The organism is Enterococcus sp. AZ109 (assembly GCF_051714625.1).
Taxonomy (GTDB): Bacteria; Bacillota; Bacilli; order Lactobacillales; family Enterococcaceae; genus Enterococcus_A.
Map to the genome: position 1 here is coordinate 846587 of NZ_JBIOSF010000002.1, position 24837 is coordinate 871423.

The following is a 24837-nucleotide window of genomic DNA, read 5'->3' on the forward strand; positions in this document are numbered from 1 at the left end:
CGTTTTGGTGCCGCTTGTTTGTGTAGCTGATGCTTCAACTGTTCTCGCAAGGCGATCTCTCACCCTTTTGAGAGTGGTGTGAGCTTAGGGTCTTTGAATCAGCCACAAAAGCTGCCGCAAATAGCTTATCATTCTCTTTTTTTGCTCAGAAAATGGTAAAAGCCTTAACAAGACTTTTTGCTATAGTAAAGAAAATGAATGGAGGAATGTAGCATGGAACACAGAATTGTCGAACTAGAAAGCTTTAAGTTGGTGGGATATAAAAGCGCATCAACCAATCATAAACGTCAGGGGACGAAGGATTGTCCGGCATTTTGGAATGAAATTGTTGCGTCGGGAAAACAAGCAGCTCTATTACCATTAATTAATCACGAGCCTTTTGGTTTAATTGGTGCCAGCTTTTATAATGTAGACGAACGTGACCCGAAAAGGTTTGATTACTATATTGGTTTTGCAACGACGAATGAAACACCAAAAGGGTTGGAAGAAGTGGTTGTGCCGGCAAACAGTTGGGCGGTCTTTCCTACCACTAGAGAAAAGTCTGGCAAAACACAATTTAACATTGTAGCGAAATGGGCGCCAAAATCTAAAGAATACAAATTATTAAATAGTGGATACCTCACTGGTAAAATGACATCTGGTGGGCCAGACATGGAAGTCTATGGTCAAGGAAAAGATGTCGAAATTTGGGTGCCGGTGAGGGGAAAGTAGAAACAGTTTTATTCTATCTAATAAAATCACTAGACAAAAATAATGGAGAATGAAAGATAGAGTATGAAAAGAATGAGGGTATAGAAAAAGCAATGTGAGGAGGGATGAGTCTGTCATTTCGTTGTTTATTTTAGGAACGAAAAAAGCAATTCTCTGCTGTTTGCGTATCTATAATATAGAAGGAAACGAATAAAACCATTGTTCGAGGAGATATTTACTCAGTTGGATTTGTTTGGCTCTACTACATTTTTGGAATTTGATATCTGATTCATTTCAGGCTTTTCTAATTAAGTTTATCGAAAATACAACTGCAAAATGGCTGCAGGTACGTTATAATCTAACGCGAGACTACTTTTACAATCAGATAGGAGCATGAATCAGTGGCAAAGTTTTACGCAATTCGAATTGGACGCAAGCCGGGAGTTTACAACACTTGGGGGGAAGCCCAAAAACAAGTTAGCGGCTTTAAAGGAGCAATTTTTAAGTCTTTTCCAACGAAGGAAGAGGCCGAAAGTTTTGTCAATATGAGTACGAAAGATACCCCGACACTTCCCAATGAATACCAAGCCTACGTGGATGGGTCATTTAATAAAGGGCGCCAGCAATATGGCTCAGGTGTTGTTATTTTGAAGGGGGACCAAATCATCGAAGAGTTGTCCTTTGGTGGGAATGACCCGAAATACGTATCTAGTTATCAAATCGCAGGTGAGGTTTTCGCTTGTATCGAAGCTGTGAAATGGGCAAAGGCTAACGACGTGAAAAAAATTAAAATATATTACGATTATCAAGGAATCGCCTCTTGGGCGGAAAAGCAATGGGCAGCCAATGCACCAATTGCTCAAGCTTATGTTGCTTTATTTGATGAGTTAGCGAAAGATGTGACTGTGCAATTTGTTAAGGTTAAGGGACACTCAGGTGACAAACTGAATGATTTAGCAGATGAGCTAGCTGATAAAGGGACACGGATAAATCTAACGAAATAAATAGGAAACCAAGAAAAGTCTGAATGTTTCAGGCTTTTTTTTGTGCAGGAAATAAGGTTTAAAGAAATATACTTGCAAACAGGCTTTTTTGGAATAGCTAAAATGTAGTGGCTTTTTTGTAGTTTACGATAAAAAATACTTCTCCTTCTATTTATAACCAGCTCCTAATCATTAGAACAATACTTAATTGTCTTCCAAAGTAACAGGATGTTTGAGAAATCCCTCCTCTTTGTTCAGTTTGGACAAAGTTCAAATTAGAGTGACAAAAAGGTCACGCTTACATTGTTATCGTGCTGAGGGCATGATAACATACAATAAAGTGAAACACGATATCACATAGTGAAACGAAAGAGGGAGATTATATGAAAGCAGCAGAAGCGATTGTTCAAATTATGGTAAAAGAAGGAATTACGGATGCCTTTGGAATTCCGGGAGCTGGAATCAATCCGGTTTACAAATATTTAGAAGATGCACCAATCGAGCATTTTTGTATGCGTCACGAGGAAGCCTGCATGCATGCGGCGGATGGTTACTATCGCGCTTCTCATAAAATCAGCGCTGCGCTTTGTACCTCTGGACCTGGGGCAACCAATTTCATAACCGGTCTATATACTGCTCACATTGATTCTATCCCAGTATTGGCCATCACTGGTCAAGCGAATACTTGGCAAATGGAGCAGGACGCTTTCCAATCGGTTGACATGGAAAGCATCGCTGCCACTGTATGTAAAAAAGTTTTCTGCATTCGCGATGCGGAAAAAACACCTGAAATTGTAAAAGAAGCTTTCTATCTAATGCGCTCAGGCAAACCAGGACCAGTCGTACTGGATCTACCACTGGATATTCAACAAACGGAAATTGATTTTGACATTGATAGCTATGAGCCAGCAACGATTGAAACCATTGAAGCAGACGAAGCAAAAATCAAAGAAGCCATCGAGATGATCGCAGCAGCTAAAGCGCCAATTATCATCATGGGCGGCGGCGTGATCCTATCCCATGCTGAAAAAGAATTGATCCAATTTGCGGAAATGCTGGAAATTCCAATTATCACCACTTATATGGCAAAAGGCGGCGTGCCGATCGAACATCCGTTAAACGCTGGACATGCCGGAATTCAAGTAGGCCAGCCGATTGGAAATAAATATTTCTTGGATTCTGATCTAGTTATCGGTATCGGCAATCGTTTCACCGATCGTCATACAGGAAACTTGGATGTTTATCGGAAAGACCGTAAATTTATCCATATTGATATTGAACAAAAACAAATCGGCAAAGTATTTGATCCAGATCTAGGGATTGTTTCAGATGCCAAAAGTGCGATTCAGGCTTTGACTACAGAAGCAAAAGCCCGCAACCTGGGGTCAATTAACCCGCAAAGAGCTGCGGATCTTCCGAAAACGCGCAAAGAATTGGCACGCAAAACGGATTTTGACGGGACACCAATGATGCCTCACCGGGTATTCCATGAAATGAATGCCGGTTTTGATGCCAACACCATGTTTACAGCAGGCTGTGGAATCACCCAAATCTGGAGTGGTCAGCTGCAGGAAATTGATCGTCCGAGAAGATATTTGCCATCAGGCGGAGCGGGAACACTAGGTTATGAAATACCAGCAGCCTTTGGAGCAAAAGTTGCTGATCCAAAAGCACAATCAGTAACGGTACTGGGAGATTTCGGTTTTACCTTTATGGGAGAAGAAATCGCAGTTGCGGCTGCTTGCAAGAAACCAATCATCGTAATTATCGTGAATAATGCTTACCTTGGCTTGATTCGTCAAAACCAAAAAGGCGCTTACGGCTTTGAATATGCGGTAGACATGCCTTACAACCAAGACGGCACGATGGATTATATCAAAGTGGCAGAAGGCTTCGGTTGTCAGGGCGAACGGGTTTTCACCCCAGATGAACTAAAAGCAGCCATCAAACGGGCGCAAGATTCTGGCAAAACGTACGTGATCGATGCCATCTGTGTGCAAGAACAGTTGTGTGACATGGGATCAGCTTTGGACAACGTGAAATCTTTTGTAAGTGCGGATTAATAAAAGAATAACTATGCAACTCCTCTTTCGAAAAGAAGGCATACAAAGCTTTCTTTTCGAAGGCTTAAAAAATTGATAAAGAAAAGAGTGATTCAGATGCAAGAGAGTATTCATAAATATTTTGATATGGGATTAATTCAATGGATGAGTTATCCGCCGCAACGCTATGAGCTGTTAGATACCGTGACGAAAGTTGCCCGCGATCCGTTTTTTAATGCAATTGAAATGACCCAAATTAATGATGACAGTCAACGAGAAGCAGCTAGAGATTTATTAGCGCAAAGTCATATGCGGGTTTGTTATGGGGCACAGCCTAGATTGCTGGGACCGGGCTTAAATCCAAATGCGATTGATGAAGAAGAGCGATTGAAAGCAGAAAAAACGTTATTGGAAGCGATTGATGAAGCGGATTATCTTGGTGCTAAAGGAATTGCCTTTTTAGCGGGCAAATGGGCAGAAGAGACGAAAGAAGAAGCCTACGAACAATTACTTAAGACAACTCGTAACCTATGTTCTTATGCAGTGAAAAAAGACATGATGGTGGAATTGGAAATTTTCGATTATGACATGGACAAATGTTCCTTGATTGGTCCAGCTCCGTTAGCGGCTCGTTTTGCTGGCGATGTTCGGTTGACTCATAATAATTTTGGGCTGATTGTCGATTTGTCTCATTTTCCGACAACCTATGAAACCAGTAAATATGTGATCCAATGTACCAAACCTTACATTACTCATTTGCATATTGGTAATAATGTCGTCAAAGAAGGCTGCGAATGCTACGGTGATTTGCACCCGCGCTTTGGTTATCCTGACAGTGCCAATGATGTGCCGGAATTATTAGATTTCTTCCAAGTGCTTAAAAACGAAGGCTTTTTGGATGAACGTGACCCGATGGTCTTGTCTTTTGAAGTTCAACCTCGTCCCCATGAAGATGGCGATATCATTGTTGCGAACACCAAGCGTGTGATCGAACGTGCTTGGTCACTTTTGGAAGATTAGAAAGGAAGATTGCGATGAAAATTGTTGTATTGGATGGCTATACCGAAAATCCTGGCGATTTGAGCTGGGACGCGTTAGAACAATTAGGAGAATTAACAGTTTACGATCGAACACCACAGGAGAATGTGCTGGAACGAATCGGCGATGCTGAAATTGTGTTGGTCAATAAAGTTCAATTGACAAAAGAGATTTTAGAAGAAGCTCCACAGGTTAAATATGTGGGTGTGTTAGCTACTGGTTATAATGTAGTCGATATTGAAGCTGCAAAAGCTTTAGGAATTGTCGTGACGAATATCCCAACTTATGGGACCAATACAGTTGCGCAATATGCGATTGCCTTGTTATTGGAACTGTGTCATCAAATTGGTGCCCATTCTGAAACAGTAAAAAACGGTGATTGGACCAATAATTTGGACTGGTGTTATTGGAATTCTCCGCAAATGGAATTGGCAGACAAAACAATGGGCATTATTGGCTTTGGCCGGATTGGACAACAAGTTGGTCATATCGCCCAAGCGTTGGGAATGAAAGTGATTGCCAATGATAAAGGGATCAAGGCCGATACTTTAGCTGGTGCTAAACTAGTAGAATTAGATGAACTATTTGCTCAATCGGATGTAATCTCTTTGCACTGCCCGCTTCTTCCAGCAACAGAAGGCTTGATTAACAAAGCCAACATTGCGAAAATGAAAGACGGTGTGCTGATCATTAATGATTCACGAGGACCATTAATCAACGAAGCTGACTTGAGTGAGGCTCTGAATGCTGGTAAGGTCGGAGGTGCAGCAGTAGACGTGGTGTCAACTGAGCCAATCCAAGCAGATAATCCGTTGCTTACAGCTAAAAATATGATTATTACTCCGCATATGGCATGGGGATCACGGGAATCTCGGGCTCGTTTAATGGAGATTGCGGTGAATAATGTAGCGAAATTCCAGCAAGGAAGTGCGGAAAATGTGGTAAATCCATAAAGAAATGAGGACAGACCATGAATATTTTGATTGCAATGGATTCTTTTAAAGGCAGTGTCAGCTCGCTTGAAGCGGGCACTGCTGTCAAACAAGGAATCGAGGATGCGGGACTTGTTGCTGAGGCAACAATCCTTCCTGTTGCCGATGGCGGCGAGGGGACAGTCGAAGCATTTATTGATCAAACCCAAGGTCAGTTGAAAAGCGCTGAGGTCACGGGTCCTTTTGGTGAAAAGGTACAGGCAGTTTATGGTATCGAAGGGAAAAAGGTCATTTTAGAGGTAGCTGCTACTTCTGGGATTACTATGGTACCCAAAAATAAGCTTGATCCGTGGCTGGCGACCAGCTATGGCTTAGGAGAATTGATCAAACAATTGGTGGAAGAAGGTTATCGAGAATTTATCATTGGTTTAGGCGGAAGCGCAACCAACGATGCGGGGTTCGGGATGCTGCAGGCGTTAGGCTATCGCTTTAAAACAAAAAATGGCAAAGTTGCCAATCGAGATATTTGTGAAATGAAACACATAGAAATAGTTGATGATACGCAGGTTTTACCAGAGTTGAAAAGCTGTCGATTTGTGATCGCCAGCGATGTAATTAATCCTCTTTGTGGAAATAAAGGAGCGACGGCTGTATTTGGTCCGCAAAAGGGGGTAAAAGAAACGGAAGTAAAAGAAATTGATCAGCTGTTGGCACATTTTGCCCAAGTAACAGCCGATTATTTGAAGGAAGATTTTGCTGGAAAAGAAGGTGCTGGAGCTGCAGGCGGTTTAGGGTTTGCTATTCTAGCATACTTAAAAGGCGTAATTGAACCAGGTTTTCAACTATTGGCGAAAGAGAAAAATCTGGCAGAAGAAGTCGCAAAGGCGGATCTGCTGATCACCGGAGAAGGGCGCTTGGACGCACAATCCGTGATGGGAAAGGTCCCCTCAGCATTAGCAAAAATGGCTCAGGATAAACCGTTAATTGTCCTTGCCGGTAGTGTTTCTGAGGATGTTGGTCAATGCAACAAGCATGGAATTGATGCTTTTTTCCCAATTATTCGTCAGATTGCCTCAGAAGAGGAAACATTGAAAAAAGAAACCACGATCGAAAGCATTCGTCAAACAGCTGAACAATTGTTTCGATTTTACCAAAAAATGAAGTAAGAGAAAGGGAGATTCGTATGACAAAATCAAAAATCGAGGAAAGACTATTTAAACTAGATGAGATTGCCTGCTTTGATCCAAATGAAGGGAAAAAGACCTTTTTTTATGAAACTGACAAAACGGCAGGGGCATTGTGGTGCTTAGAGCCAGGGCAAACGGTTTTTAAGCATTCCCATACGACATCAGATGATTTGTGGATTTGCGTACAAGGTACAGGCACTTTCTATCCTGGATTTGATGAAGAAGTTGAAATTACTAAAGGCGATTTAATTATTTCTCGACCGGGCGAACAGCATGGGATGAAAAACACTGGGGATGAACGTTTTGTCTTTGTAGGCGTTGCTGGACCGCATCCGATGGACTTGATCGTACACGACTAAATAAGACGGCACTGATTTGTTGCGTTATCAACGATCAGCTAGTTTATGCTATCGAAAATCATTAAAATAGAAAGGTAGCACCTCTTTTTGTTCAAAAGTGACAAAAGAGAGGTGCTATTTGTCGTGTATTAACAATGAATAAAAGCAATTGAACGGTTACAATCAAAAGTAATTAGAAGAAAGCGAACAACCATCGATAATCTAAACCTTCAATTAGTTTTAAGATCATTCATAGGTTGGGGGTTACTAGGTAACAACAGAAATAATGACGACAAAGCTTAAGATTATTGTCGTTAATCATAGTTATAAATTAGTAAGAAGAAGAGGAACATAAATCCGCTGGTGTTGGAAAAAAATAATGTATCTTGCTTCTCTATCTGATGGTAAAATTTAATTAACAACAAAGCGGGGATTGGTTCAGGATGGGCACCCTGAACCGCACAAATCTTTACTTTACAAATACCAAATTCTTTTCTGGAATTGCTTTTGGACTGGTCGATTGTTGCCTTTCCAGCCAATTTCTTTTACAAATAGCAACAACTCACTGCTGTACAAATCCTGCAGTTCCGAAAACACCACCCAATGCACGTTGCCAATACAAGGGGGCGTAGTGAAGGAACCATTGTATAAATAATAAGTCGGATCTTGCGGCAGATACTTTTTCAGATCTAACTCTATGATCTTCGAAGTAGCAGAGTGCAGGCCTAGAGATAGGCAAGGTGAACCATCGGTATTTTTGAAATTTGGATAAATATGTTGAAACAATAGGGCAATCACCAAAACATGCCCTGATTCAGAATAATGAACCAAATGAAATTCTATTGGATAGCTTTTTCCATTCAAGGTATGCTCACAAGGTAAATGAAAATGCAGATCTTCCAGCATGTACCACTCACCCATGAACTTCACCCGATTATTTTTATCCTGCGGCGAATAATGAAAGGTATGCGAATACCATTGCACAAGAAACTGCTGAGGAGAATACTCAAAGATCAAGGGATCAGCTTTCCACCGATCAGTCACTCTGTTTTTACTTAATGCAATCGGCGACTGCAAATATTTCTCACAGGCGTTATGATAATCCGGGCATAAATCAGGCCATTTCTCCGGGCCATTTGAAGAGTAATCCCAAAATATTTCTTCCATGTTAACATCTTCTCCTTGTACTTTTTCCTTGTATTATAATTCACAATAGGTTTAATCTATTTAGTCATTTTGATCAAAGAAGAGAATATTCTTGTTGAATCCATCTAATGAACATTTTTTAGATAGCGTTTACATTTTAAGTAGATAAACTGACTGATCAGCAGTGTGTTGAAGACAATGAAGGATTGCTATTTTGGAAAAAGAATAGGAGAAGGATTAAATATGGATACAAATGTTTCGTCACCAAAAAAAGAGAACTATTGGTTAAGAGTAGTTGTCATGCTCTGTATGGGATGGGTAACCATCTGGATTTATCGTTCTTCCTTGACGCCGTTGTTTTCTGAGATCCAACAGACAGTAGGCGTTAATAGTAATACACAAATGGGAATGATCTCTAGTTTTTATTTTACTGGATCAACCTTTATGCAGATACCAGCGGGAATGTTAGTGGATAAGTTCGGTAAGAAAACAGTTCTGATCCCTGGCTTCATTCTATTTGGTTTAGCGGCTTTTGTGATTTCCAGAACAAGTTCGCTGCAAGTAATCTATGGTGCGAGTCTTTTTGCCGGACTTGGCTGCGGTTGTTATTACGGAGCAGCCTATTCATTATCTTCAGAAAATATTCCCTCAGAACGAAAAAGTGTCGCGACGGCGGTTATCAATAATGGTTCTGCAGTAGGTATGGGTCTCGGGATGATCCTATCTAGCTTATTAGTGAAGAAAATGGGCTTGCCATGGCAGTCGATGATGTATTTGTGTGTTGCGTTAATCTTGAGTATGTTGGTCATTTTTATTTTTGGTGTAAGAAATGTGAAAGCACCTGTTGTTGAGAAGAAAAAGACGCAAGAGCAAGAACGTGTCGAAGAAGTAGAGTCAAAAGGAAAAGTCAGACTTTTTTCACCGAAAATGCTGGTATGCTACTTAGTTTATTTCGGAACTTGTTATGGCTATTATATGGTAGTGACTTGGTTACCCACTTTTTTACAAGAAGAACGCGGCTTCCAAGGATTGGCGATCGGTTTTTCTTCGGCGTTAGTGGCTTTTGCAGCTATACCAGGAGCGTTGATTTTCAGTCGCATATCGGATAAATATCGGGATAAGAAAATTTTGATTATTTTGCTTTTGGAAATCGGCGCTGCCTCGATGCTGCTATTAACAGTAACCGCACCGACATCAACGATTTTGCTAGTTGCTTTGATTTTGTATGGCTTGTTAGGGAAATTAGCAGTGGAACCGATTTTGATTTCTTATATTAGTGATCAGGCAAATAAAAAGATCTTAGGCACAACCTTAGGCGTTTCGAACTTCTTTGGATTAAGTGCTTCTATCTTTGCACCAACAATCACCGGAGTTATCTCGGATGCATCAGGGACAAAGACAATGGGTTTTTATATCTCAATCATTATCATGTTGATCAGTGCGGTGCTGTTTTATATGATCAGCTTGTACTATAGTAGAAAAGATGTCTCAGAAGTTGTTAAAAGTTCTCCAGTTAAATAAAGAAAAATCCGTTGGTACATTTTATTCCAACGGATTTTTTGTATAGAGCGAGTAATTTTAGCTATGCGCTTTTAACCAAGTGATTAAACGGTCGTACACTTGATCGCTTTGGCGGTTCGGCTTGCGATCGAAATCGTGCTCGTTGGCTTTTAGTTCAATGTAGAGGGTGTGTTGACTGTTTTCAGCCAATTGACGAGAAGCCTCAACCGGGACATCGGGGTCTTGGTCGCAATGAACAGCAAAGGTTGGCGGGAAATCTTGCAAGCGTTCTTTCCCAACGACTAACTTTTCATCAATCGGTCCTAAGTAACTTAACCAAGTACCGTATTGACGAGCAGACAAATACAGAGGAAAGCGGGCGTGTAAACTATCCTTTGCTAACGCTTGACTGCCGATAATTTTTTGTGCTTCCATCGGTGGGACCTTCGGATAACGACCATAAAAAGGACTTGGCAAGGTGAAGCTAGCGTGGTCAAAATCATGGTAACCGTAGAAACGAATTAAGCCTAACTGCTCTTTGTAGCCCTTGGCGGTTAAGATGGATGCTAAATATCCCCCCGAGGATCGGCCAAACAAGAAAAAGTTAGCGTTATTCAACTGTAGCTTGTCCGCATAATGAGTAAGGAACCAGTCAATCGCTTCTTCTAAACACGAGACGATTTCAACTAATTTCGTTTCTGGTGCTAAAGGGTAGTCAAGGGTCAGTACATTGAACCCATTTTCTACCAGCTGGTTAATATAAGGCAGGTCGTCACGCTGGCCGAATAAAAAGCCACCACCATGGAAATAAAGAATAGTTGCGTCATTTTCTTGCTTGGTCTGCTGAGGATAAAAAGTCAACTCAAGCGGCAGGGTATCAAATTGTTTATACATAAAAATTTGTGATTTCATAGGAATCCTTCTTTCTACTGCTATTATACACAAGGATTCATGGTAGTTCAGCACAAGAGGCGGTTGATATTTGTCACTTATGAACAATGAATCGTGGGCATTTACCCTTTACAATTACCTTAACAACCTAAAGGAGGATTTAGAAATGGCTTTAGAAAAACGGTTAGAAGAGAATATCAACGCTTTGTCAGAAATAGGAAGTGACCCAACAGGTGGAATGACACGTTTGCTTTATTCAGATTCTTGGTTGGAGGCTCAAAAATTTGTTGAAGAGAAAATGAAAGCGATTGGATTTGAAACCTCTTATGATGAGGTGGGTAATTTATTTGGCCGCATAGAAGGAACCAAATATCCGTCAAAAACCATTCTTTCTGGTTCTCATATTGACACAGTCGTTAACGGAGGAACATTGGATGGACAATATGGTGTGATGGCTGCGTATCTAGCAATTCAACAACTTTTAGAGACTTACGGCAAACCGTTACGTTCATTAGAAGTCATTTCAATGGCTGAAGAAGAAGGCAGCCGCTTCCCAACAGTCTTTTGGGGAAGTAAAAACTTCGTTTGCGAAGCTTCTAAAGCTCAAGTTGAAGATATCGAGGATTCCAACGGCGCAAAATTTGTTGATGAAATGCGACGTCAAGGGTTTGATTTTGCTCCTGAGGACAAGACACGCCGTGACGACATAGAAGCCTTTGTTGAAATTCACATCGAGCAAGGGAATGTACTGGAAAAAGAACAGCTTCAAGTGGGTGTGGTTAACAACATCGCTGGCCAAAAACGCTATACCTTCCAATTAAAGGGTGAAGCAAACCATGCTGGGACGACACCGATGGGCTATCGACATGACGCAGTATATGGCTTTTCGAAAATTTGTTCAGGCGTGATTGATCGTGCATTAGCTCAAGGAGATCCTTTAGTGGTTACGTTTGGTAAGGTAGAACCAAAACCAAACACAGTAAATGTAGTACCAGGTGAAGTGCTATATACGATGGACTGCCGACACACCGATGCAGCTGTTTTGAACAAATTTGCTGAAGAAGCAGAAACCTTCATGAAACAAGTGGCTAAAGATCATGGTTTGGAACTAGACATTGATTTATGGATGGATGAAAGTCCAGTACCAATGGATGATGCAATTGTAGCGAAGGTGGAGCAAGCGGCGAAAGATAAAAACATGAAATACAAAGTGATGCACAGTGGCGCAGGACATGACTCACAAGTGATCGCACCACATTATCCAAGTGCCATGATCTTTGTTCCAAGCATTAACGGCATTAGCCACAATCCGGCAGAAGCAACAAAATTAGAAGATTTAGTCGCAGGTGTAGAGGTATTAGCTCAAGCCTTGTACGAGCTGGCATATAAAGAGTAGGGAAGAAGGTAGCGAGTGTGGGTTACAAGAATAACAATATTGGGTATATTGACGGGCTTTTGGAATCAAGAGCCGTAATTAAAAAAAATAATTATGCGGTATTGCCCCATGAAGGTTTAGTGAATAATGTGATTCCAGGTTTTGAAAACTGTGAATGTTCGATTTTAGGTTCAAAAAAACTTGGAGCAAATTTCGTTGATTTTATCATGACCTTTCAAAAAGGTGGGAAAAATGCACAGGGGTTCGGCGGTGAAGGCATCGAAACCTTGGTGTATGTGATCGATGGCAAATTAACAGTAGGAGACGGTACGGAAAAACACGAAGTAAGCACCGGCGGATTTGTGTACTTGCCAGCAGGCGTCTTAATGTATTTAGAAAATGCCCAAGAAGCAAATACCGAATTCTTCCTATATAAGAAACGTTACCAACCTATCGAAGGGCACGAAGCGTACAAGGTTGTAGGCAATGTTAACGATATGGAACCGATCCAGTATGAAGGAATGGAAGATGTATTGTTGTGGGACTTTTTGCCAAAAGATCTGTGCTTTGATATGAATTTTCATATTTTGTCCTTTGAACCAGGAGCAAGTCATGGGTATATTGAAACCCATTATCAGGAACACGGTGCCTATTTGCTTTCAGGCAAGGGTATGTACAATTTAGACAATGAATGGTTGCCAGTAGAAAAAGGCGATTATATTTTTATGAGCGCATATGTGCATCAGGCTGCTTATGCAGTCGGCCGCAATGAGCCGCTAAAATATGTTTATTCAAAAGATTGCAACCGTGAACCTGAAATTTAAGAAAAGGAAGTAGTTTGTGAGATGGAAGAGACAATCAAAGTTCAGCCTGCTAGATTGCATGAGCTGATTCAAGAAAAACTAGCCAAAGCGGGTTTAAAAGAAGAACAAGCTCACACAGTGGCAGAGCATTTAGTCTTTGCAGATGCATGCGGTATTCACTCCCACGGAGCAGTCCGAGTGGATTATTACGCTGAACGTATTTCAAAAGGTGGCGTAACGATTGATCCAGAAATTACCTTTGAAAAAACTGGATCAAGCACAGGGATCGTGCATGGTGATAACGGTGTTGGTCAATATGTTGCATTAAAAGGATTAGAATACGCAATGGATATGGCAAAAGAATCTGGGGCTGCGATTGTCGGCATCAAACGTATGAGTCACTCTGGTGCACTTTCTTATTATGTTAAACGAGCAGCCGAAGAAAATCTGATCGCGATTTCCATGTGTCAATCAGATCCGATGGTGGTTCCTTTTGGCGGTTCAGAAAATTATTTTGGTACCAATCCAATCGCTTTTTCAGTACCAAGAGAAACGGGTGCACCTGTCGTTTTTGACATGGCAACGACTGTGCAGGCTTGGGGCAAGATATTAGATGCACGTTCGAAAAACCAAGACATTCCAGATACTTGGGCAGTAGATGGCGAAGGTCATCCAACAACCAATCCCCATGATGTACATGGATTGTTGCCATTAGCTGGACCCAAAGGTTTTGGTTTAATGATGATGGTAGATGTTCTATCAGGGATGTTATTAGGCTTACCATTTGGTAAAAACGTTTCCTCAATGTACAGCGACTTAACCGAAAAAAGAAATTTAGGACAGCTTTTCATTTTAATTGATCCCAAAAGATTTACTGATTTGCCTAGTTTTAAGCACAGTGTTGAAACAATGGTGGAAGAACTGCATAATATTGCACCAGCGGTTGGCTTCCAACAAGTATACTATCCAGGGGAAACCAATCAAATTAAATACGACTCCTACATGGCTGAAGGCATTCCAGTCACTAGAAAGATTATGGACTATTTAGAAAGTGATACGGTTCACTTCAATCAATATGGCGGCAAGGGAAGTTTTGCAACAAGTTAGCAGAAAGCGGGGAAAGAAATTGTTATACACAATTGTTCAGAAAAATAGTTATCAAGATTCGATCGTACTTATGCTGTTGACGAATCGTTTAAATACAATTGCCGGGGTAAAAAAAGCATCTGTAATGATGGGTACACCGGCAAACAAGGACATTTTTAAAACAGGTGGCCTGCATACTAGCGAATTGGAACAAGCTTCATCTAACGATATGGCAATTGTTCTAGACATTGCCGAAGAAGATGAACAATTGATCGAAGAAGTATTGGCTACGATTGATGAATTTCTTAAAGAAAAAAGTCAGGGTGGCAATGAAAAAGGAACCGAAACAGTGAAAACTTGGGACAAAGCATTGACTCTTGGTGAAGATGCCAATGTAGTCGTATTTTCGATCCCTGGTACGCATGCTGCTTTAGAAATCGAACATGCTTTAAAAGAGAACAAACATGTTTTTTGTTTTAGTGACAACATAGCTTTAGAAGACGAAGTCCGCTTAAAGCAACTAGCTCATGAAAAAGGTTTGCTATTAATGGGTCCAGATTGTGGAACAGGCATTATCAATGGCATCCCAGTAGCCTTTACGAATGCTATTCGCAAAGGAAGTATTGGGGTTGTTGGAGCCTCAGGAACTGGTATTCAAGAAGTAACAACCTTAATCCACAAGTTGGGTGGAGGTGTGACAAATGCGATTGGAACTGGTGGCCGAGATTTGAAAGCCGAAGTGGGTGGAATTACCTTGAAAGACAGTGTAGCAACTTTAGAAAATGATCCAGATACGAAGGTAATCGTGGTGATTTCTAAGCCACCTGCACCAAGTGTGCGGGATGAAGTTCTAGACTTATTAAGAGGTTCTACTAAACCAGTAGTGACGATTTTCTTAGGGGAAGAACCTACTGATCATGAAGAAAATCTTTACCGAGCGTACACTTTAGAAGAAGCTGCTGAAATCGCTGTTCAGTTAATGAATGACCAAGAAGTGACGATGAGCCAAGAGGATCTAGCGGCACCAGCTTACCAATTCACAGCGGAACAAACCGGAATAACTGGCTTGTATTCTGGTGGAACCTTGGCTTATGAAGCTGCTATGCTAGTCAAACGTGGATTAGGACTAAGTGATACTCATACCTCTGAAGACGGCTATATCTTAAAAGATGGTGTCCATGAGATTTTGGACTTAGGTGACGATATTTACACTCAAGGTAAACCACATCCAATGATCGATCCAACAAAACGACAAGAAATGTTAGCGGCCGCCGCTGATAAAAAAACAACTGCGATTATCTTATTGGATGACGTGTTAGGATACGGTTCCCATGAAAATATGGCCCAAGAATTGGCACCAACCATCAAAGAAATTAAAGGGAAAGCCCAAGCAGAAGGGCGAGATTTAGCAATTATTGCAACGATCGTAGGAACGGATGAAGATCCTCAAAATATGACCGAACAAGCAGCTATCTTAGAAGACGCTGGCGTAATTTTATGCACTAGCAATGCTCAAGCAGTTAAATTGGCTTTGATCCTGTTAGGCCATCCATTAACAATGCCTGAACGTCAAGTATTGGCGAAAAAAGTCAGCAGCCAAGCAACCCCCGCACCATCTAAAGCAATGATGAATTTATTGACGAATGATTCCTTTATCAATGTCGGTTTACGCAGTTTCTCTGAGGCAATCACAAGTCACAATGGCAAAGTGGTCCAATTCGACTGGCAGCCGATTGCAGGAGGAAATGTTACCTTGCAAAAAGCACTGCAGTTCTTGAATAAAGTGGAATTAGGGTAGGAGGAGAAAAAAGTGTACAAAACAATTGATGAAGCAAATAAAGCAGTAGCCGCGAAAATCGTCGCTGGTTCTCCTTTCTTGTTAGATGTAGTACCTGCGAAATCAGTGATTGAGGAATTAAATGAAGGGAAGGTTCTGCTGCATGCAGGTCCCCCAATTCGCTACGATCAGATGGTTGATCCAATTCAAGGAGCTTGTATCGGCGCAGCCTTATTTGAGGGCTGGGGAGAAACTGTTGAGGAAGTACGGGCACAATTAGAGGCTGGAGAAGTCAAATTAATTCCTTGCCATCATGTGAATGCGGTAGGACCTATGGGTGGGATTACTTCAGCTAACATGGCAGTTCTTGTGGTAGAGAACAAAACAGATGGTAACCGTGCCTATTGTACGATGAATGAAGGAATTGGTGCTGTCTTGCGCTTTGGCGCATATTCTGAGGAAGTTGTCAGTCGCCTGCATTGGATGAAAGATACATTAGCACCGGTTTTAAGTGCTGCATTAAAAACAATGGACGAGGGTTTAAACGTGAACGTCTTAGTGGCTAAAGCAATTTCAATGGGGGATGAATTCCACCAACGTAATATTGCAGCTTCACTAGCTTTCTTAAAGGAAGTCGCACCAGCGATTGTTTCTTTAGAAGGGTTTGAAAAAGAGAAACAAGAAGTTGTTCAATTTTTAGCAGATACCGATCAATTTTTCCTGAATATCATGATGGCATCAGCAAAAGCGGTTATGGATGGTGCCAGACAAATTCAAGAAGGTACGATTGTTACGGCAATGTGTCGGAATGGGCATGAGTTTGGCATTCGGATCGCTGGAATGGGGGACGAGTGGTTCACCGGTCCTGTAAACACACCAAAAGGCTTATACTTCTCAGGCTTTAGTGAAGAAGATGCGGCAACTGATATGGGTGACAGTGCCATCACTGAAACCTTTGGTGTTGGGGGGATGGCGATGATTGCAGCTCCGGCTGTGACACGGTTTGTCGGTTCTGGAGGCTTTTATGATGCGTTAAACACAAGCAATGAAATGACTGAAATCTGTATTGACAGCAATCCGAATTTTCCTGTACCTACTTGGGATTTTAAAGGAATTTGTTTGGGAATTGATGCCAGAAAAGTGGTTGAAACAGGTATTTTACCAGTTATTAATACAGGTATTGCCAATAAAAAAGCAGGGTTGGGTCAAATAGGTGCCGGCACAGTGACACCGCCTATTGACTGCTTTGAAAAAGCGGTGCTAGCTTATGCGAAAAAGCTGGGATTCGATGAGTAGCACGAGTCCAATGCTAGTCGAGGCTATTTGTTTGGATCAGGCGATTTTTGATTCTTCGCTAGCTAAACAGCGTTGGCGAATACACAGTAAATTTGCCCATAGCTTTAATATTCAAGACGAGACGAGACAGCATTTAGCTGTCATCGCCTCGGATCAAATGGGCTATGTGCCTAATGGAATTTATCTACATCCAGCTGATTTCGAGAAAATAGCAGAGGAAATCCAAATTGATGATCTGTTATTAATACAAGGGTTAAGCGTGAAGTTTCCCAAAAGCCAGTTATTGTTAATCGCCCATACCTATCAATCATTCCAAAATGAACTTACCGCTGGGTTAAGAGATTCGATTTGGGATACATATGTGACAGAGATAAAAAAGATCAAAAAAGAGACAGGGTATCAAGAACCCTTAGCAGATGTGTTTACCAAACAAAATGACTTTGTCCATTCCATCGATCAATTATGCTCAGAAGAATTCCCTTGGCAACGTAGGGGTCTACAATTTTTAATCGGACGTGGTCCCGGTCTTACACCTTCAGGTGATGATATGATCATCGGACATTTAGCGGCTCGTCTATTACTGGGAAATCGAAATCAGAAGTTGGAAAGTTATTTACGTAATAAAATGATTGCCGTAAATGATTTGACGACGGATGTCAGTAAACATTATCTACTGTGCAGTATCGAGCAGCGGTTTAATCAATCAATTTTACAATTAATTGATGCACTAAGCTGCAGCTCGAGCCAAATTAGTGAAAAAATTCAGCAGGTCCTAACAACAGGACATACCTCGGGTGCCGATTTTTTAGTAGGCTTTACTCGAACGATTGATTATTTTAAGGAGGAGAAACATGGCTAATCGAGTTGTCATTGCACTTGGCGGTAATGCCATTTTGAAACCAGGTCAAGAAGGGACGGTCGAAGCGCAATTAAAAAATATTACGACCAGTGCCGAAATGGTGGCCAAAATTGAACAATTGGATTATCAAATCGTTGTCACACATGGGAACGGGCCTCAGGTAGGTAATATTCTACGTCAAAATGAAGAAGCGAAAGATGTCGTTCCACCGTTTCCATTAGATGTCTGCAACGCCGAATCACAAGGATTTATTGGTTATTTAATGGAACAGACAATCAAGAACAAAATTGAAGAAGCAAGTTTAACAAGTGGAGTTGTGACTTTGTTGACACAAGTAGAAGTTTCTCCTGACGATGAAGCCTTCAAAAACCCTACTAAGCCAATCGGGGTTTTCTATTCAAAAGAAGAAGCCCAGAAAATGGAAAAAGAACGTGGTTGGGTGATGATGGAGGATGCTGGACGTGGCTATCGGAGAGCTGTGCCTTCACCTCAGCCCGTATCGATTCATGGCGTGAGTGCTATCGTGAGTTTATTAAACCAAAACACAATTGTCATTGCCGGTGGTGGTGGCGGTATTCCTGTTTCGAGAAAAGAAAACGGCTATTTAGGGGGGATTGAAGCGGTAATTGATAAAGATCGTACTGGGAAAAAATTATCTGAACAGGTGGATGCGGATGTATTTATGATGCTGACCGATGTAAGTAATGTGTACATCAATTATGGCAAACCTAATCAAGAAAAATTAGAAACGATCACGCCTGAAACTGCACAAAAATATTTTGATGAGGGTCATTTTGCTGACGGCAGCATGGGACCGAAAATTGAAGCAGCGATTCATTTCGCACGTCAAGGAAAAACATCAATTATTTGTGCTTTAGAAGAAGCAGATCGTGCATTATTAGGCAAAGCAGGTACAAGAATTGTTGGTTAGCTATCCACCAATTCTTGTACCTTGGGTCATTTTCTGGCGAAGGTGAAGAATGTTTTCTAAAGGAAGTAATTCTTGCCGCTCAACTAAAAGTGGCGGTGACCTAAAACGCCACAGCCACTGAAAACTGCATAATCGGTGTAACTGAAGTAGCCCTTTTGGAAGTAAGCCGAATAATCGCAAAAATATGAGCAGCTATTTTCGAATTATTCGGCTTATTTCTCGGAGCTGAACACTTCTGTCATAAATTGTCTTCTTCGGATAATTCGAGTGCCAGACGCAAATCGAGGCTAACAGCAGAATCATGGATGTTTTTCCCAATCAGATTGCTGCATTGGTCGATCCGATATTTAATCGTATTGCGGTGAACGAACAAGATTTTTGCTGTGCGAGCGATCTCACAATTGAAATCTAGATAATACTTTAAGGTCTTTCTCAACTCGATCAGTGAAGCTTCTTTTGGATAAGCAAGTTCCTTTAATGTGATTTCACAAAAATAAGTGATATCAGATGATCCAATTTTTTCAAACAAGCTGCGCATGCCCTTTTGCTGGTATTGATAAATCGAAGGAGCATTAGAAAGTGCATTCAGCTCTTCAAAAGCAGTTTTTGCTTCTACGTAAGATTTTGCAACATCGTCGATTGTATCATAGATATTTCCAACACCAAATTGCAGGTCGATCGACAGTCGCTGCGACAAATCATCAGCGACATTTTGTAAGAGATTTTCCAGATTGTCTTGCTTGTGTTGGATTAGGATTACGTAATGCTTTGTATCCTTAACTTTGAATAAACTGACATCCTTGATGTGATGTTTTAGCTTACTGCTTAACCAGTTAAAGCCTAATTCACTGATTTCTTCCTGGTATTTTATTTTAGGATTGCTTGTACTTTTTTGCTTACAGGAAGCATAGACTACACGGTAGTGTCTAGCTTTAACTAAACCGTAAGTGGTGCCTAAATCTAACCAGTCGCGGGGGTGTTGATTGGGTGCCTGCTGAATCTCGATCATGCGGGTTAAAAAATCCGTTTTCAAAAGATCGTAGGATTCTTGGATTTTCTGGTTTTTATACAGCATGAAGGATAAAACTAGACTCGCTTGCTCCAATGCAAAATTCGAGACAGGATAAGGTATTTTTTCAGGATTCAACACAACTAACGAGTGAGGGAAATAGTGATTTGACTCAACCGAAAAATAGGACACGAGAAATTTTTTCTGATCCAAATCATTAATCAAGAGTGATTCATTTTTTTGCTGACCAAAGTTCAACTGGTCAGTGTAAAATTCTGCCGGTTTCGACGCTTTTGAAAAGTGCTTCGATGCGGCACAAACCTGTTTGTAAGGATCAACTAAAATAACCGGCGTATTAATCAGACGACCAAAATCTGCGATAAAGCGCGCAATGCTGACATCGTTTACCAGTAAATTAGAAAAGCGTCGTTGAATGTCTAAGGCATAACTTAGCTGTTCCGTTTGCTTGTCCCATAAAAAGTTTAGTAATTGATGCAGCAGACGTCCTAACGGGATCGATGTTGGAATCAAGACAATGGGAAATTGGACACTATCCGCATATTCAATTACTCTCGGATCAATTTCATCAAGGAAACGTCCGATTTTGATGCCTAGACCTGCTGCTTTTTTTTCCTTCAAGGAATCAATTAAGGCAAACATTTTGGTTTGATCTTCTTGATAGATCATGGCCGTCGTCAGTAAAAAGATATGTTCAGGGATGTAAAAAGAAATATCCGGTGTTTCACTGATTTCAATGCTTTCCAGCGGCAAGTCTGCATGCTTAGGATGCGTTAAAAGCTTTAAATCAGAAAAACGAGGGATTTGTAATAAATCATTGAGTGTTTTCATAAACATCCTCCTTAAAAGAAGTATAACCAAAGAAAGAGGATAACTCAATCTGATTAGCTATAATTGACACAATAATAAAACATTTGTGCAAAGTGAACAAAAAAACAGCGATGCTGAAAAAAGAAAGAGGAGATTTATATGTTTTCAGAATTAGTAATTCCAAGCCGTACCATTATGACACCCGGACCAGTAGAGGCGCATCCTAATGCATTAAAAGCAATGACTTCTACAATCTTAGGTCAATTTGATCCTGCGTTCTTGACGATCATGGACAACGTAAAAGAAATGATCAAGGTTCCTTTCGGTACAAAAAATGAACAAGCCTTTGCAATTGACGGGACCTCACGATCTGGTTTAGAAGCGGCATTGATTGGTTTGATTGAACCTGGCGATAAAGTACTGATTCCTGCATATGGTCGTTTTGCTTATTTATTAGGTGAAATCTGTGAGCGAGCAAAAGCAGATATCAAATATCTGGAAAAAGATTGGAACGGTCCGTTTGCTCAAGATGAGATTATTCAAGCAATCGATGAGTTTAATCCTAAGATTGTGACGATGGTACACGGTGAAACTGCCAATGGACAAATGCAGCCATTGGACAAAATTGGTGCAGCGTGTCGTCAACGGGATATTTTCTTTGTTGTTGACATGGTGGCAACCTACGGCGGTGTGCCGATTTTTGTAGACGACTGGTGTGTAGATGTTGCCATTGGCGGGACACAAAAATGCATTAGTGTACCTTCAGGAATGTCTTTAGTTACCTACAATGATCGAGTAGAAGCTGTGTTAAACAGTCGTTACCAAAAAGAATTAGGCTTGAGTAAAGACGAACGCAACGATCGTCACATTAGTAGCAACTACTTAGATTTAAGCCAGTTGCAGCGTTACTGGAATTCTGAGCGGATCAATCATCACACAGAAGCTACCAGTATGATTTATGCATTACATGAAGGTCTGCGGGCGGTCATCAATGAAGGAATTGAAGAGGTATGGGCACGCCATCAATTAAACGATGATGCTCTTGTTGCTGGAATCAAGGCAATGGGGTTGGGCTTTTTTGGAGACATGGAAACGAAAATGCCGACAGTCACACCAATATTAATTCCTGAAGGCGTGGGCGATGGTGAAGCAATTCGTTCGATGCTGCTGGATGTTTTCCATGTAGAGATCGCTTCTTCTTTTGGCGATCTTAAAGGAAAAGTATGGCGAATTGGAAATATGGGCTACAGCAGTCGCAGAGAAAACGTTTTGCAAGTGTTAGGTGCTTTGGAAGCGGCGATTATTTATTTCGGCGGTTCTATCAAACCCGGTGAAGCTGTCAACGCAGCTTTGAAGGTTTATCAGGTGTAACTAATACTAAGGGTGTTTTTGTTTAAGTTGCACAAATAGAATTTCATATTTGTTCGAACTGTGAAATGTATATGTGGTAAATAAATCTTACAATAAAGTCGAACAGTGAAGCGCGTTTCACTGTTCGACAATGTAGTATAAATGACGAAACATATGGAGGAAAGAAGAATGGTAACGAATACAGAACGTAGATTTGGTATGGAGTATTGGAAAAAAATAATCGTTTTGCTTTGTTCTGGTTGGGTATCGATTTGGATTTATCGTTCCGCTTTATCACCGGTATATCCACAGATCAATGCATCACTAGGAGGCAACGTTTCTGATACAGCCTTAGGTTCGATTTCGAGTTTTTATTTCTTAGGTTATGTGATTATGCAAATTCCAGCAGGTTTCTTGGTAGATAAAATTGGGAAGAAAAAAGTTCTTATTCCAGGATTCATCTTTTTCGCTTTAGCAGCATTTATTATTTCTCAAGCCTCAGGAATTTCAATGATCTATCTAGGCAGCTTCTTGGCAGGTATCGGTTGTGGATCCTTTTATGGTTCAGCGTATTCTTTAACGTCACAAAATATTCCAGCCGAGAAAAAAAGTTTTTCGACTGCCATTGTAAATAGTGGTTCAGCAATAGGATCAGGTATCGGAATGATTTTATCTAGCTACTTAGTTGTACAATTAGGGCTACCTTGGCAAATAATGATGTACATCTCAGTTGTATTGAGCTTATGTATGGTGGTTGCTTTTGGCATTGTCATTCGCGGTAATAAAGAGGATGTTGCTTTCAATCAACCAAAAGAAGAAGAAAACGAAAAACCCAAAGAAGCAGTTTCCATGAAGACGTTGTTCTCACCAGCGATGTTGTTTACGTATGTTTTATATTTTGCAACTTGCTACGCATACTATATGACGGTTACGTGGTTACCTAACTTCTTAGGTACTGAAAGAGGATTCGAAGGAGCAGCTATCGGCTTTTCTTCTTCATTGGTGGCGTTCGCATCGATTCCAGGGGCACTATTCTTTAGTCGTTTAGCAGATAAATTTATGGATAAGAAGGTTCGCTTCATTGTAACTTTAGAGCTTTTAGCTGCAGCGATGCTAGTGATAACCGTTCAAGCTTCAACGTCAACATTTTTGATGATCGGCTTGATCATGTACGGCTTTTTAGGAAAGTTAGCAGTAGAGCCTATTATTATCTCTTGGTTAGGTGAAAATGCACCGACAGTAGGAATCGGGACAACCTTGGGCGTGTTTAACTTCTTCGGGATGATGTCTTCCGTTATTGCACCAACGTTGACCGGCTCAATTTCTGATACAACTGGTTCAAAGGTAATGGGTTTTTATATTGCCGTCGTTCTTTTAGTTGTCGGGTCTATTCTCTTCTTGATTTCCAACCTTAAAAAAGCAAAAAAACAATAGCTTCTCAGTGAACAAGAAAATGAGGGATGTCTATGCGCTCACTTCGAAAAATTAGTTTAACGAATCAAATCATGATTGCTATGGTAGTAGGGATTATCGTCGGTGCTATTTTTCAACAGAATATCGTAGGAGTCAAAGTAATTGGGGATATTTTCCTACGATTAATTCAAATGTCGGTTGTTGTTTTAATTATGGGATCAGTGATTGAAGCCGTTGGTGGCTTAGAAATTCAGGAACTGCGAAAAATTGGGTTTAGAATGTTTGTATGGTTTATGGGATCAACAGTTATTGCGGCAGTGATTGGTGTTGTGTTCGGTTTGGTCGTTAAACCGGGAGTTGGTTTGGAAGGGACAGTCGGAACGGTTGAGAATCTGGCTGTTAATGATGGCAGTTTGCAAGAGATCATTTTGGATTTTATCCCACAAAATATTATTGCAGCAATGGCAGAAGCAAACATGATTCAAGTGATTATTTTCGCTTTGTTCTTCGGACTAGCCCTTAGCCTGACTAAACAAGATGGCAAGGGAAATCAACTATTAGACTGGGTCTCGAATTTCAATAACGTGATCTTGAAGATGGTCACTTTGATTATGCAGCTGGCACCAATTGGTATATTTGCTTTAATCGCTTCTGTTGTAGGGGAGATCGGTGTTGGTGTCTTAGGGACCTTAATGAAATTTTTGTTAACACTAGGTACTGCGGCAGTATTATATTTAATTGTCTGGTTAGGTGTTGCGGCGCTTTACTGCAAAGTGAACTTTACACGATTGGTAAAAAACATTTGGCGGATTACGATGATCGCAGTGACAACGACTTCTTCGGCGGTTTCTTTACCAGTGAAGCTTGAAGATGGTCGTGAAAAATTAGGTATCGGTGATCGCATCAATAAATTGGTGATGCCTTTAGGAATGAGTCTAAATAGTAATGGTCTGGCAATGTATCTGTCCTTGTCGATTGTAACCTTTGCTCAATTTTTCCAAATTGAATTAACCATCGGGCAACTAACTCAAGCCGTACTACTTTCTACGTTAGCTTGTTTAGGGACAGTGGTGGTTCCTGGCGGTGGTCTTGTTGCACTGGCAACAGTTATGCCGATGCTAGGTTTACCAACGGCGAGTATTGCTTTATTAGCTGGAATTGATTGGTTTTCAGGTGTTTTTCGTACATTGTTGAATGTAGATATTGATGTCTTGGTTGCCCTAATCATCGCAAAGGATGAAAATGAGTTAGATCGAGATATTTTCAATGGTAAAAAGGTTTATACGAAATGATTGGTGAGAAGATCTTGTTAAAATAAAGCAATTTAGTCTAAGTAAGTATGTTGCCTTGATTTCTCCAATAT

The 24837-nt window shown here is 40.8% G+C and carries 21 protein-coding genes; 18 read left to right on the plus strand and 3 right to left on the minus strand.

The genetic code is table 11. The features are described from left to right. Window positions 1-213 precede the first annotated feature (213 nt). The 7 genes from IGI42_RS20740 to IGI42_RS20770 all read left to right on the plus strand — a co-directional run bounded on the left by IGI42_RS20740 (window position 214) and on the right by IGI42_RS20770 (window position 7231). Window positions 214-711, plus strand: a complete 498-nt coding sequence (locus IGI42_RS20740; RefSeq protein ID WP_438717946.1) for a GyrI-like domain-containing protein — start codon at window positions 214-216, stop codon at window positions 709-711. A 380-nt stretch (window positions 712-1091) separates the two neighbouring features. Then, window positions 1092-1694 (plus strand): ribonuclease H1 domain-containing protein, encoded by a 603-nt coding sequence (locus tag IGI42_RS20745; RefSeq protein ID WP_438717947.1) that lies wholly within the window; start codon window positions 1092-1094, stop codon window positions 1692-1694. A 362-nt stretch (window positions 1695-2056) separates the two neighbouring features. Then, on the plus strand, window positions 2057-3736 hold the full coding sequence (locus IGI42_RS20750) for a thiamine pyrophosphate-dependent enzyme (RefSeq protein WP_438717948.1): 1680 nt from the start codon (window positions 2057-2059) through the stop codon (window positions 3734-3736). A gap of 96 nt (window positions 3737-3832) precedes the next feature. Continuing rightward, window positions 3833-4735, plus strand: a complete 903-nt coding sequence (locus IGI42_RS20755; RefSeq protein WP_438717949.1) for a sugar phosphate isomerase/epimerase family protein — start codon at window positions 3833-3835, stop codon at window positions 4733-4735. A gap of 14 nt (window positions 4736-4749) precedes the next feature. Beyond that, window positions 4750-5706 carry a D-2-hydroxyacid dehydrogenase gene (locus IGI42_RS20760; RefSeq protein WP_438717951.1) on the plus strand — a complete coding sequence of 319 codons (957 nt, stop codon included), beginning with the start codon at window positions 4750-4752 and terminating at the stop codon, window positions 5704-5706. 17 nt (window positions 5707-5723) lie between these two features. Beyond that, a complete protein-coding gene (locus IGI42_RS20765; protein WP_438717952.1) occupies window positions 5724-6851 on the plus strand; it encodes a glycerate kinase family protein in 1128 nt (375 codons plus the stop codon). A 17-nt stretch (window positions 6852-6868) separates the two neighbouring features. Beyond that, a complete protein-coding gene (locus IGI42_RS20770) occupies window positions 6869-7231 on the plus strand; it encodes a cupin domain-containing protein (RefSeq protein ID WP_438717953.1) in 363 nt (120 codons plus the stop codon). Window positions 7232-7684: 453 nt separating this feature from the next. Here IGI42_RS20770 and IGI42_RS20775 read toward each other — a convergent pair whose 3' ends face one another. Then, a complete protein-coding gene (locus IGI42_RS20775; RefSeq protein WP_438717954.1) occupies window positions 7685-8377 on the minus strand; it encodes a carbonic anhydrase family protein in 693 nt (230 codons plus the stop codon). A 222-nt stretch (window positions 8378-8599) separates the two neighbouring features. On the opposite strand from IGI42_RS20775, the gene IGI42_RS20780 reads away from it, so the two are divergent. Continuing rightward, window positions 8600-9877 carry an MFS transporter gene (locus tag IGI42_RS20780; RefSeq protein WP_438717955.1) on the plus strand — a complete coding sequence of 426 codons (1278 nt, stop codon included), beginning with the start codon at window positions 8600-8602 and terminating at the stop codon, window positions 9875-9877. 57 nt (window positions 9878-9934) lie between these two features. Here IGI42_RS20780 and IGI42_RS20785 read toward each other — a convergent pair whose 3' ends face one another. Then, window positions 9935-10768, minus strand: coding sequence for an alpha/beta hydrolase (locus tag IGI42_RS20785; protein ID WP_438717956.1), 834 nt, complete (start codon window positions 10766-10768; stop codon window positions 9935-9937). 145 nt (window positions 10769-10913) lie between these two features. Between IGI42_RS20785 and allC the strand changes: the two genes are divergently transcribed. Genes allC through arcC form a run of 7 tightly spaced genes read left to right on the plus strand, consistent with a single transcriptional unit; the run spans window position 10914 to window position 18874 of the window. Further along, the gene (allC, locus tag IGI42_RS20790; RefSeq protein ID WP_438717957.1) at window positions 10914-12143 is read left to right on the plus strand and encodes an allantoate deiminase; all 1230 of its coding nucleotides are present in this window, start codon (window positions 10914-10916) and stop codon (window positions 12141-12143) included. A gap of 17 nt (window positions 12144-12160) precedes the next feature. Then, entirely contained in the window at window positions 12161-12946 is a 786-nt protein-coding gene (gene allE, locus IGI42_RS20795; RefSeq protein WP_438717958.1) for a (S)-ureidoglycine aminohydrolase, read from the plus strand. A 21-nt stretch (window positions 12947-12967) separates the two neighbouring features. Beyond that, on the plus strand, window positions 12968-14032 hold the full coding sequence (gene allD / locus IGI42_RS20800) for an ureidoglycolate dehydrogenase (protein WP_438717959.1): 1065 nt from the start codon (window positions 12968-12970) through the stop codon (window positions 14030-14032). Between the two features lie 19 nt (window positions 14033-14051). Beyond that, window positions 14052-15809: an acyl-CoA synthetase FdrA gene (fdrA, locus tag IGI42_RS20805; protein WP_438717960.1), complete on the plus strand. Its 1758-nt coding sequence runs from the start codon at window positions 14052-14054 to the stop codon at window positions 15807-15809. 12 nt (window positions 15810-15821) lie between these two features. Next, on the plus strand, window positions 15822-17084 hold the full coding sequence (locus IGI42_RS20810) for a DUF1116 domain-containing protein (protein WP_438717961.1): 1263 nt from the start codon (window positions 15822-15824) through the stop codon (window positions 17082-17084). Continuing rightward, entirely contained in the window at window positions 17077-17943 is an 867-nt protein-coding gene (locus IGI42_RS20815; protein ID WP_438717962.1) for a DUF2877 domain-containing protein, read from the plus strand. The genes IGI42_RS20810 and IGI42_RS20815 overlap by 8 nt, the downstream gene beginning before the upstream one ends. Beyond that, window positions 17936-18874 carry a carbamate kinase gene (arcC, locus tag IGI42_RS20820; protein ID WP_438717963.1) on the plus strand — a complete coding sequence of 313 codons (939 nt, stop codon included), beginning with the start codon at window positions 17936-17938 and terminating at the stop codon, window positions 18872-18874. Before IGI42_RS20815 ends, arcC begins: the two co-directional genes overlap by 8 nt. A gap of 238 nt (window positions 18875-19112) precedes the next feature. Here the strand turns inward: arcC and IGI42_RS20825 are convergent, their stop codons facing one another. After that, window positions 19113-20732 carry a PucR family transcriptional regulator gene (locus tag IGI42_RS20825; protein ID WP_438717964.1) on the minus strand — a complete coding sequence of 540 codons (1620 nt, stop codon included), beginning with the start codon at window positions 20730-20732 and terminating at the stop codon, window positions 19113-19115. A 138-nt stretch (window positions 20733-20870) separates the two neighbouring features. Here IGI42_RS20825 and IGI42_RS20830 point away from each other — a divergent pair, with 138 nt between their 5' ends. From IGI42_RS20830 to IGI42_RS20840, 3 genes are all read left to right on the plus strand, one after another. After that, entirely contained in the window at window positions 20871-22082 is a 1212-nt protein-coding gene (locus tag IGI42_RS20830; protein ID WP_438717965.1) for a pyridoxal-phosphate-dependent aminotransferase family protein, read from the plus strand. Window positions 22083-22250: 168 nt separating this feature from the next. After that, complete coding sequence (locus IGI42_RS20835) at window positions 22251-23495, plus strand: MFS transporter (RefSeq protein WP_438717966.1); 1245 nt, start codon at window positions 22251-22253, stop codon at window positions 23493-23495. Window positions 23496-23521: 26 nt separating this feature from the next. Further along, window positions 23522-24766 carry a dicarboxylate/amino acid:cation symporter gene (locus IGI42_RS20840; RefSeq protein WP_438717967.1) on the plus strand — a complete coding sequence of 415 codons (1245 nt, stop codon included), beginning with the start codon at window positions 23522-23524 and terminating at the stop codon, window positions 24764-24766. The last annotated feature ends 71 nt before the right edge of the window (window positions 24767-24837 follow it).

What these genes read in the sequence shown, in the direction of transcription:
- IGI42_RS20740 (WP_438717946.1), top strand. Translation starts at nt 214, where the DNA reads ATGGAACACAGAATTGTCGAACTAGAAAGCTTTAAGTTGGTGGGATAT.
- IGI42_RS20750 (WP_438717948.1), top strand. Translation starts at nt 2,057, where the DNA reads ATGAAAGCAGCAGAAGCGATTGTTCAAATTATGGTAAAAGAAGGAATT.
- IGI42_RS20755 (WP_438717949.1), top strand. Translation starts at nt 3,833, where the DNA reads ATGCAAGAGAGTATTCATAAATATTTTGATATGGGATTAATTCAATGG.
- IGI42_RS20760 (WP_438717951.1), top strand. Translation starts at nt 4,750, where the DNA reads ATGAAAATTGTTGTATTGGATGGCTATACCGAAAATCCTGGCGATTTG.
- IGI42_RS20765 (WP_438717952.1), top strand. Translation starts at nt 5,724, where the DNA reads ATGAATATTTTGATTGCAATGGATTCTTTTAAAGGCAGTGTCAGCTCG.
- IGI42_RS20770 (WP_438717953.1), top strand. Translation starts at nt 6,869, where the DNA reads ATGACAAAATCAAAAATCGAGGAAAGACTATTTAAACTAGATGAGATT.
- IGI42_RS20775 (WP_438717954.1), bottom strand. Translation starts at nt 8,377, where the DNA reads ATGGAAGAAATATTTTGGGATTACTCTTCAAATGGCCCGGAGAAATGG.
- IGI42_RS20780 (WP_438717955.1), top strand. Translation starts at nt 8,600, where the DNA reads ATGGATACAAATGTTTCGTCACCAAAAAAAGAGAACTATTGGTTAAGA.
- IGI42_RS20785 (WP_438717956.1), bottom strand. Translation starts at nt 10,768, where the DNA reads ATGAAATCACAAATTTTTATGTATAAACAATTTGATACCCTGCCGCTT.
- allC (WP_438717957.1), top strand. Translation starts at nt 10,914, where the DNA reads ATGGCTTTAGAAAAACGGTTAGAAGAGAATATCAACGCTTTGTCAGAA.
- allD (WP_438717959.1), top strand. Translation starts at nt 12,968, where the DNA reads ATGGAAGAGACAATCAAAGTTCAGCCTGCTAGATTGCATGAGCTGATT.
- IGI42_RS20815 (WP_438717962.1), top strand. Translation starts at nt 17,077, where the DNA reads ATGAGTAGCACGAGTCCAATGCTAGTCGAGGCTATTTGTTTGGATCAG.
- arcC (WP_438717963.1), top strand. Translation starts at nt 17,936, where the DNA reads ATGGCTAATCGAGTTGTCATTGCACTTGGCGGTAATGCCATTTTGAAA.
- IGI42_RS20825 (WP_438717964.1), bottom strand. Translation starts at nt 20,732, where the DNA reads ATGAAAACACTCAATGATTTATTACAAATCCCTCGTTTTTCTGATTTA.
- IGI42_RS20830 (WP_438717965.1), top strand. Translation starts at nt 20,871, where the DNA reads ATGTTTTCAGAATTAGTAATTCCAAGCCGTACCATTATGACACCCGGA.
- IGI42_RS20835 (WP_438717966.1), top strand. Translation starts at nt 22,251, where the DNA reads ATGGTAACGAATACAGAACGTAGATTTGGTATGGAGTATTGGAAAAAA.
- IGI42_RS20840 (WP_438717967.1), top strand. Translation starts at nt 23,522, where the DNA reads ATGTCTATGCGCTCACTTCGAAAAATTAGTTTAACGAATCAAATCATG.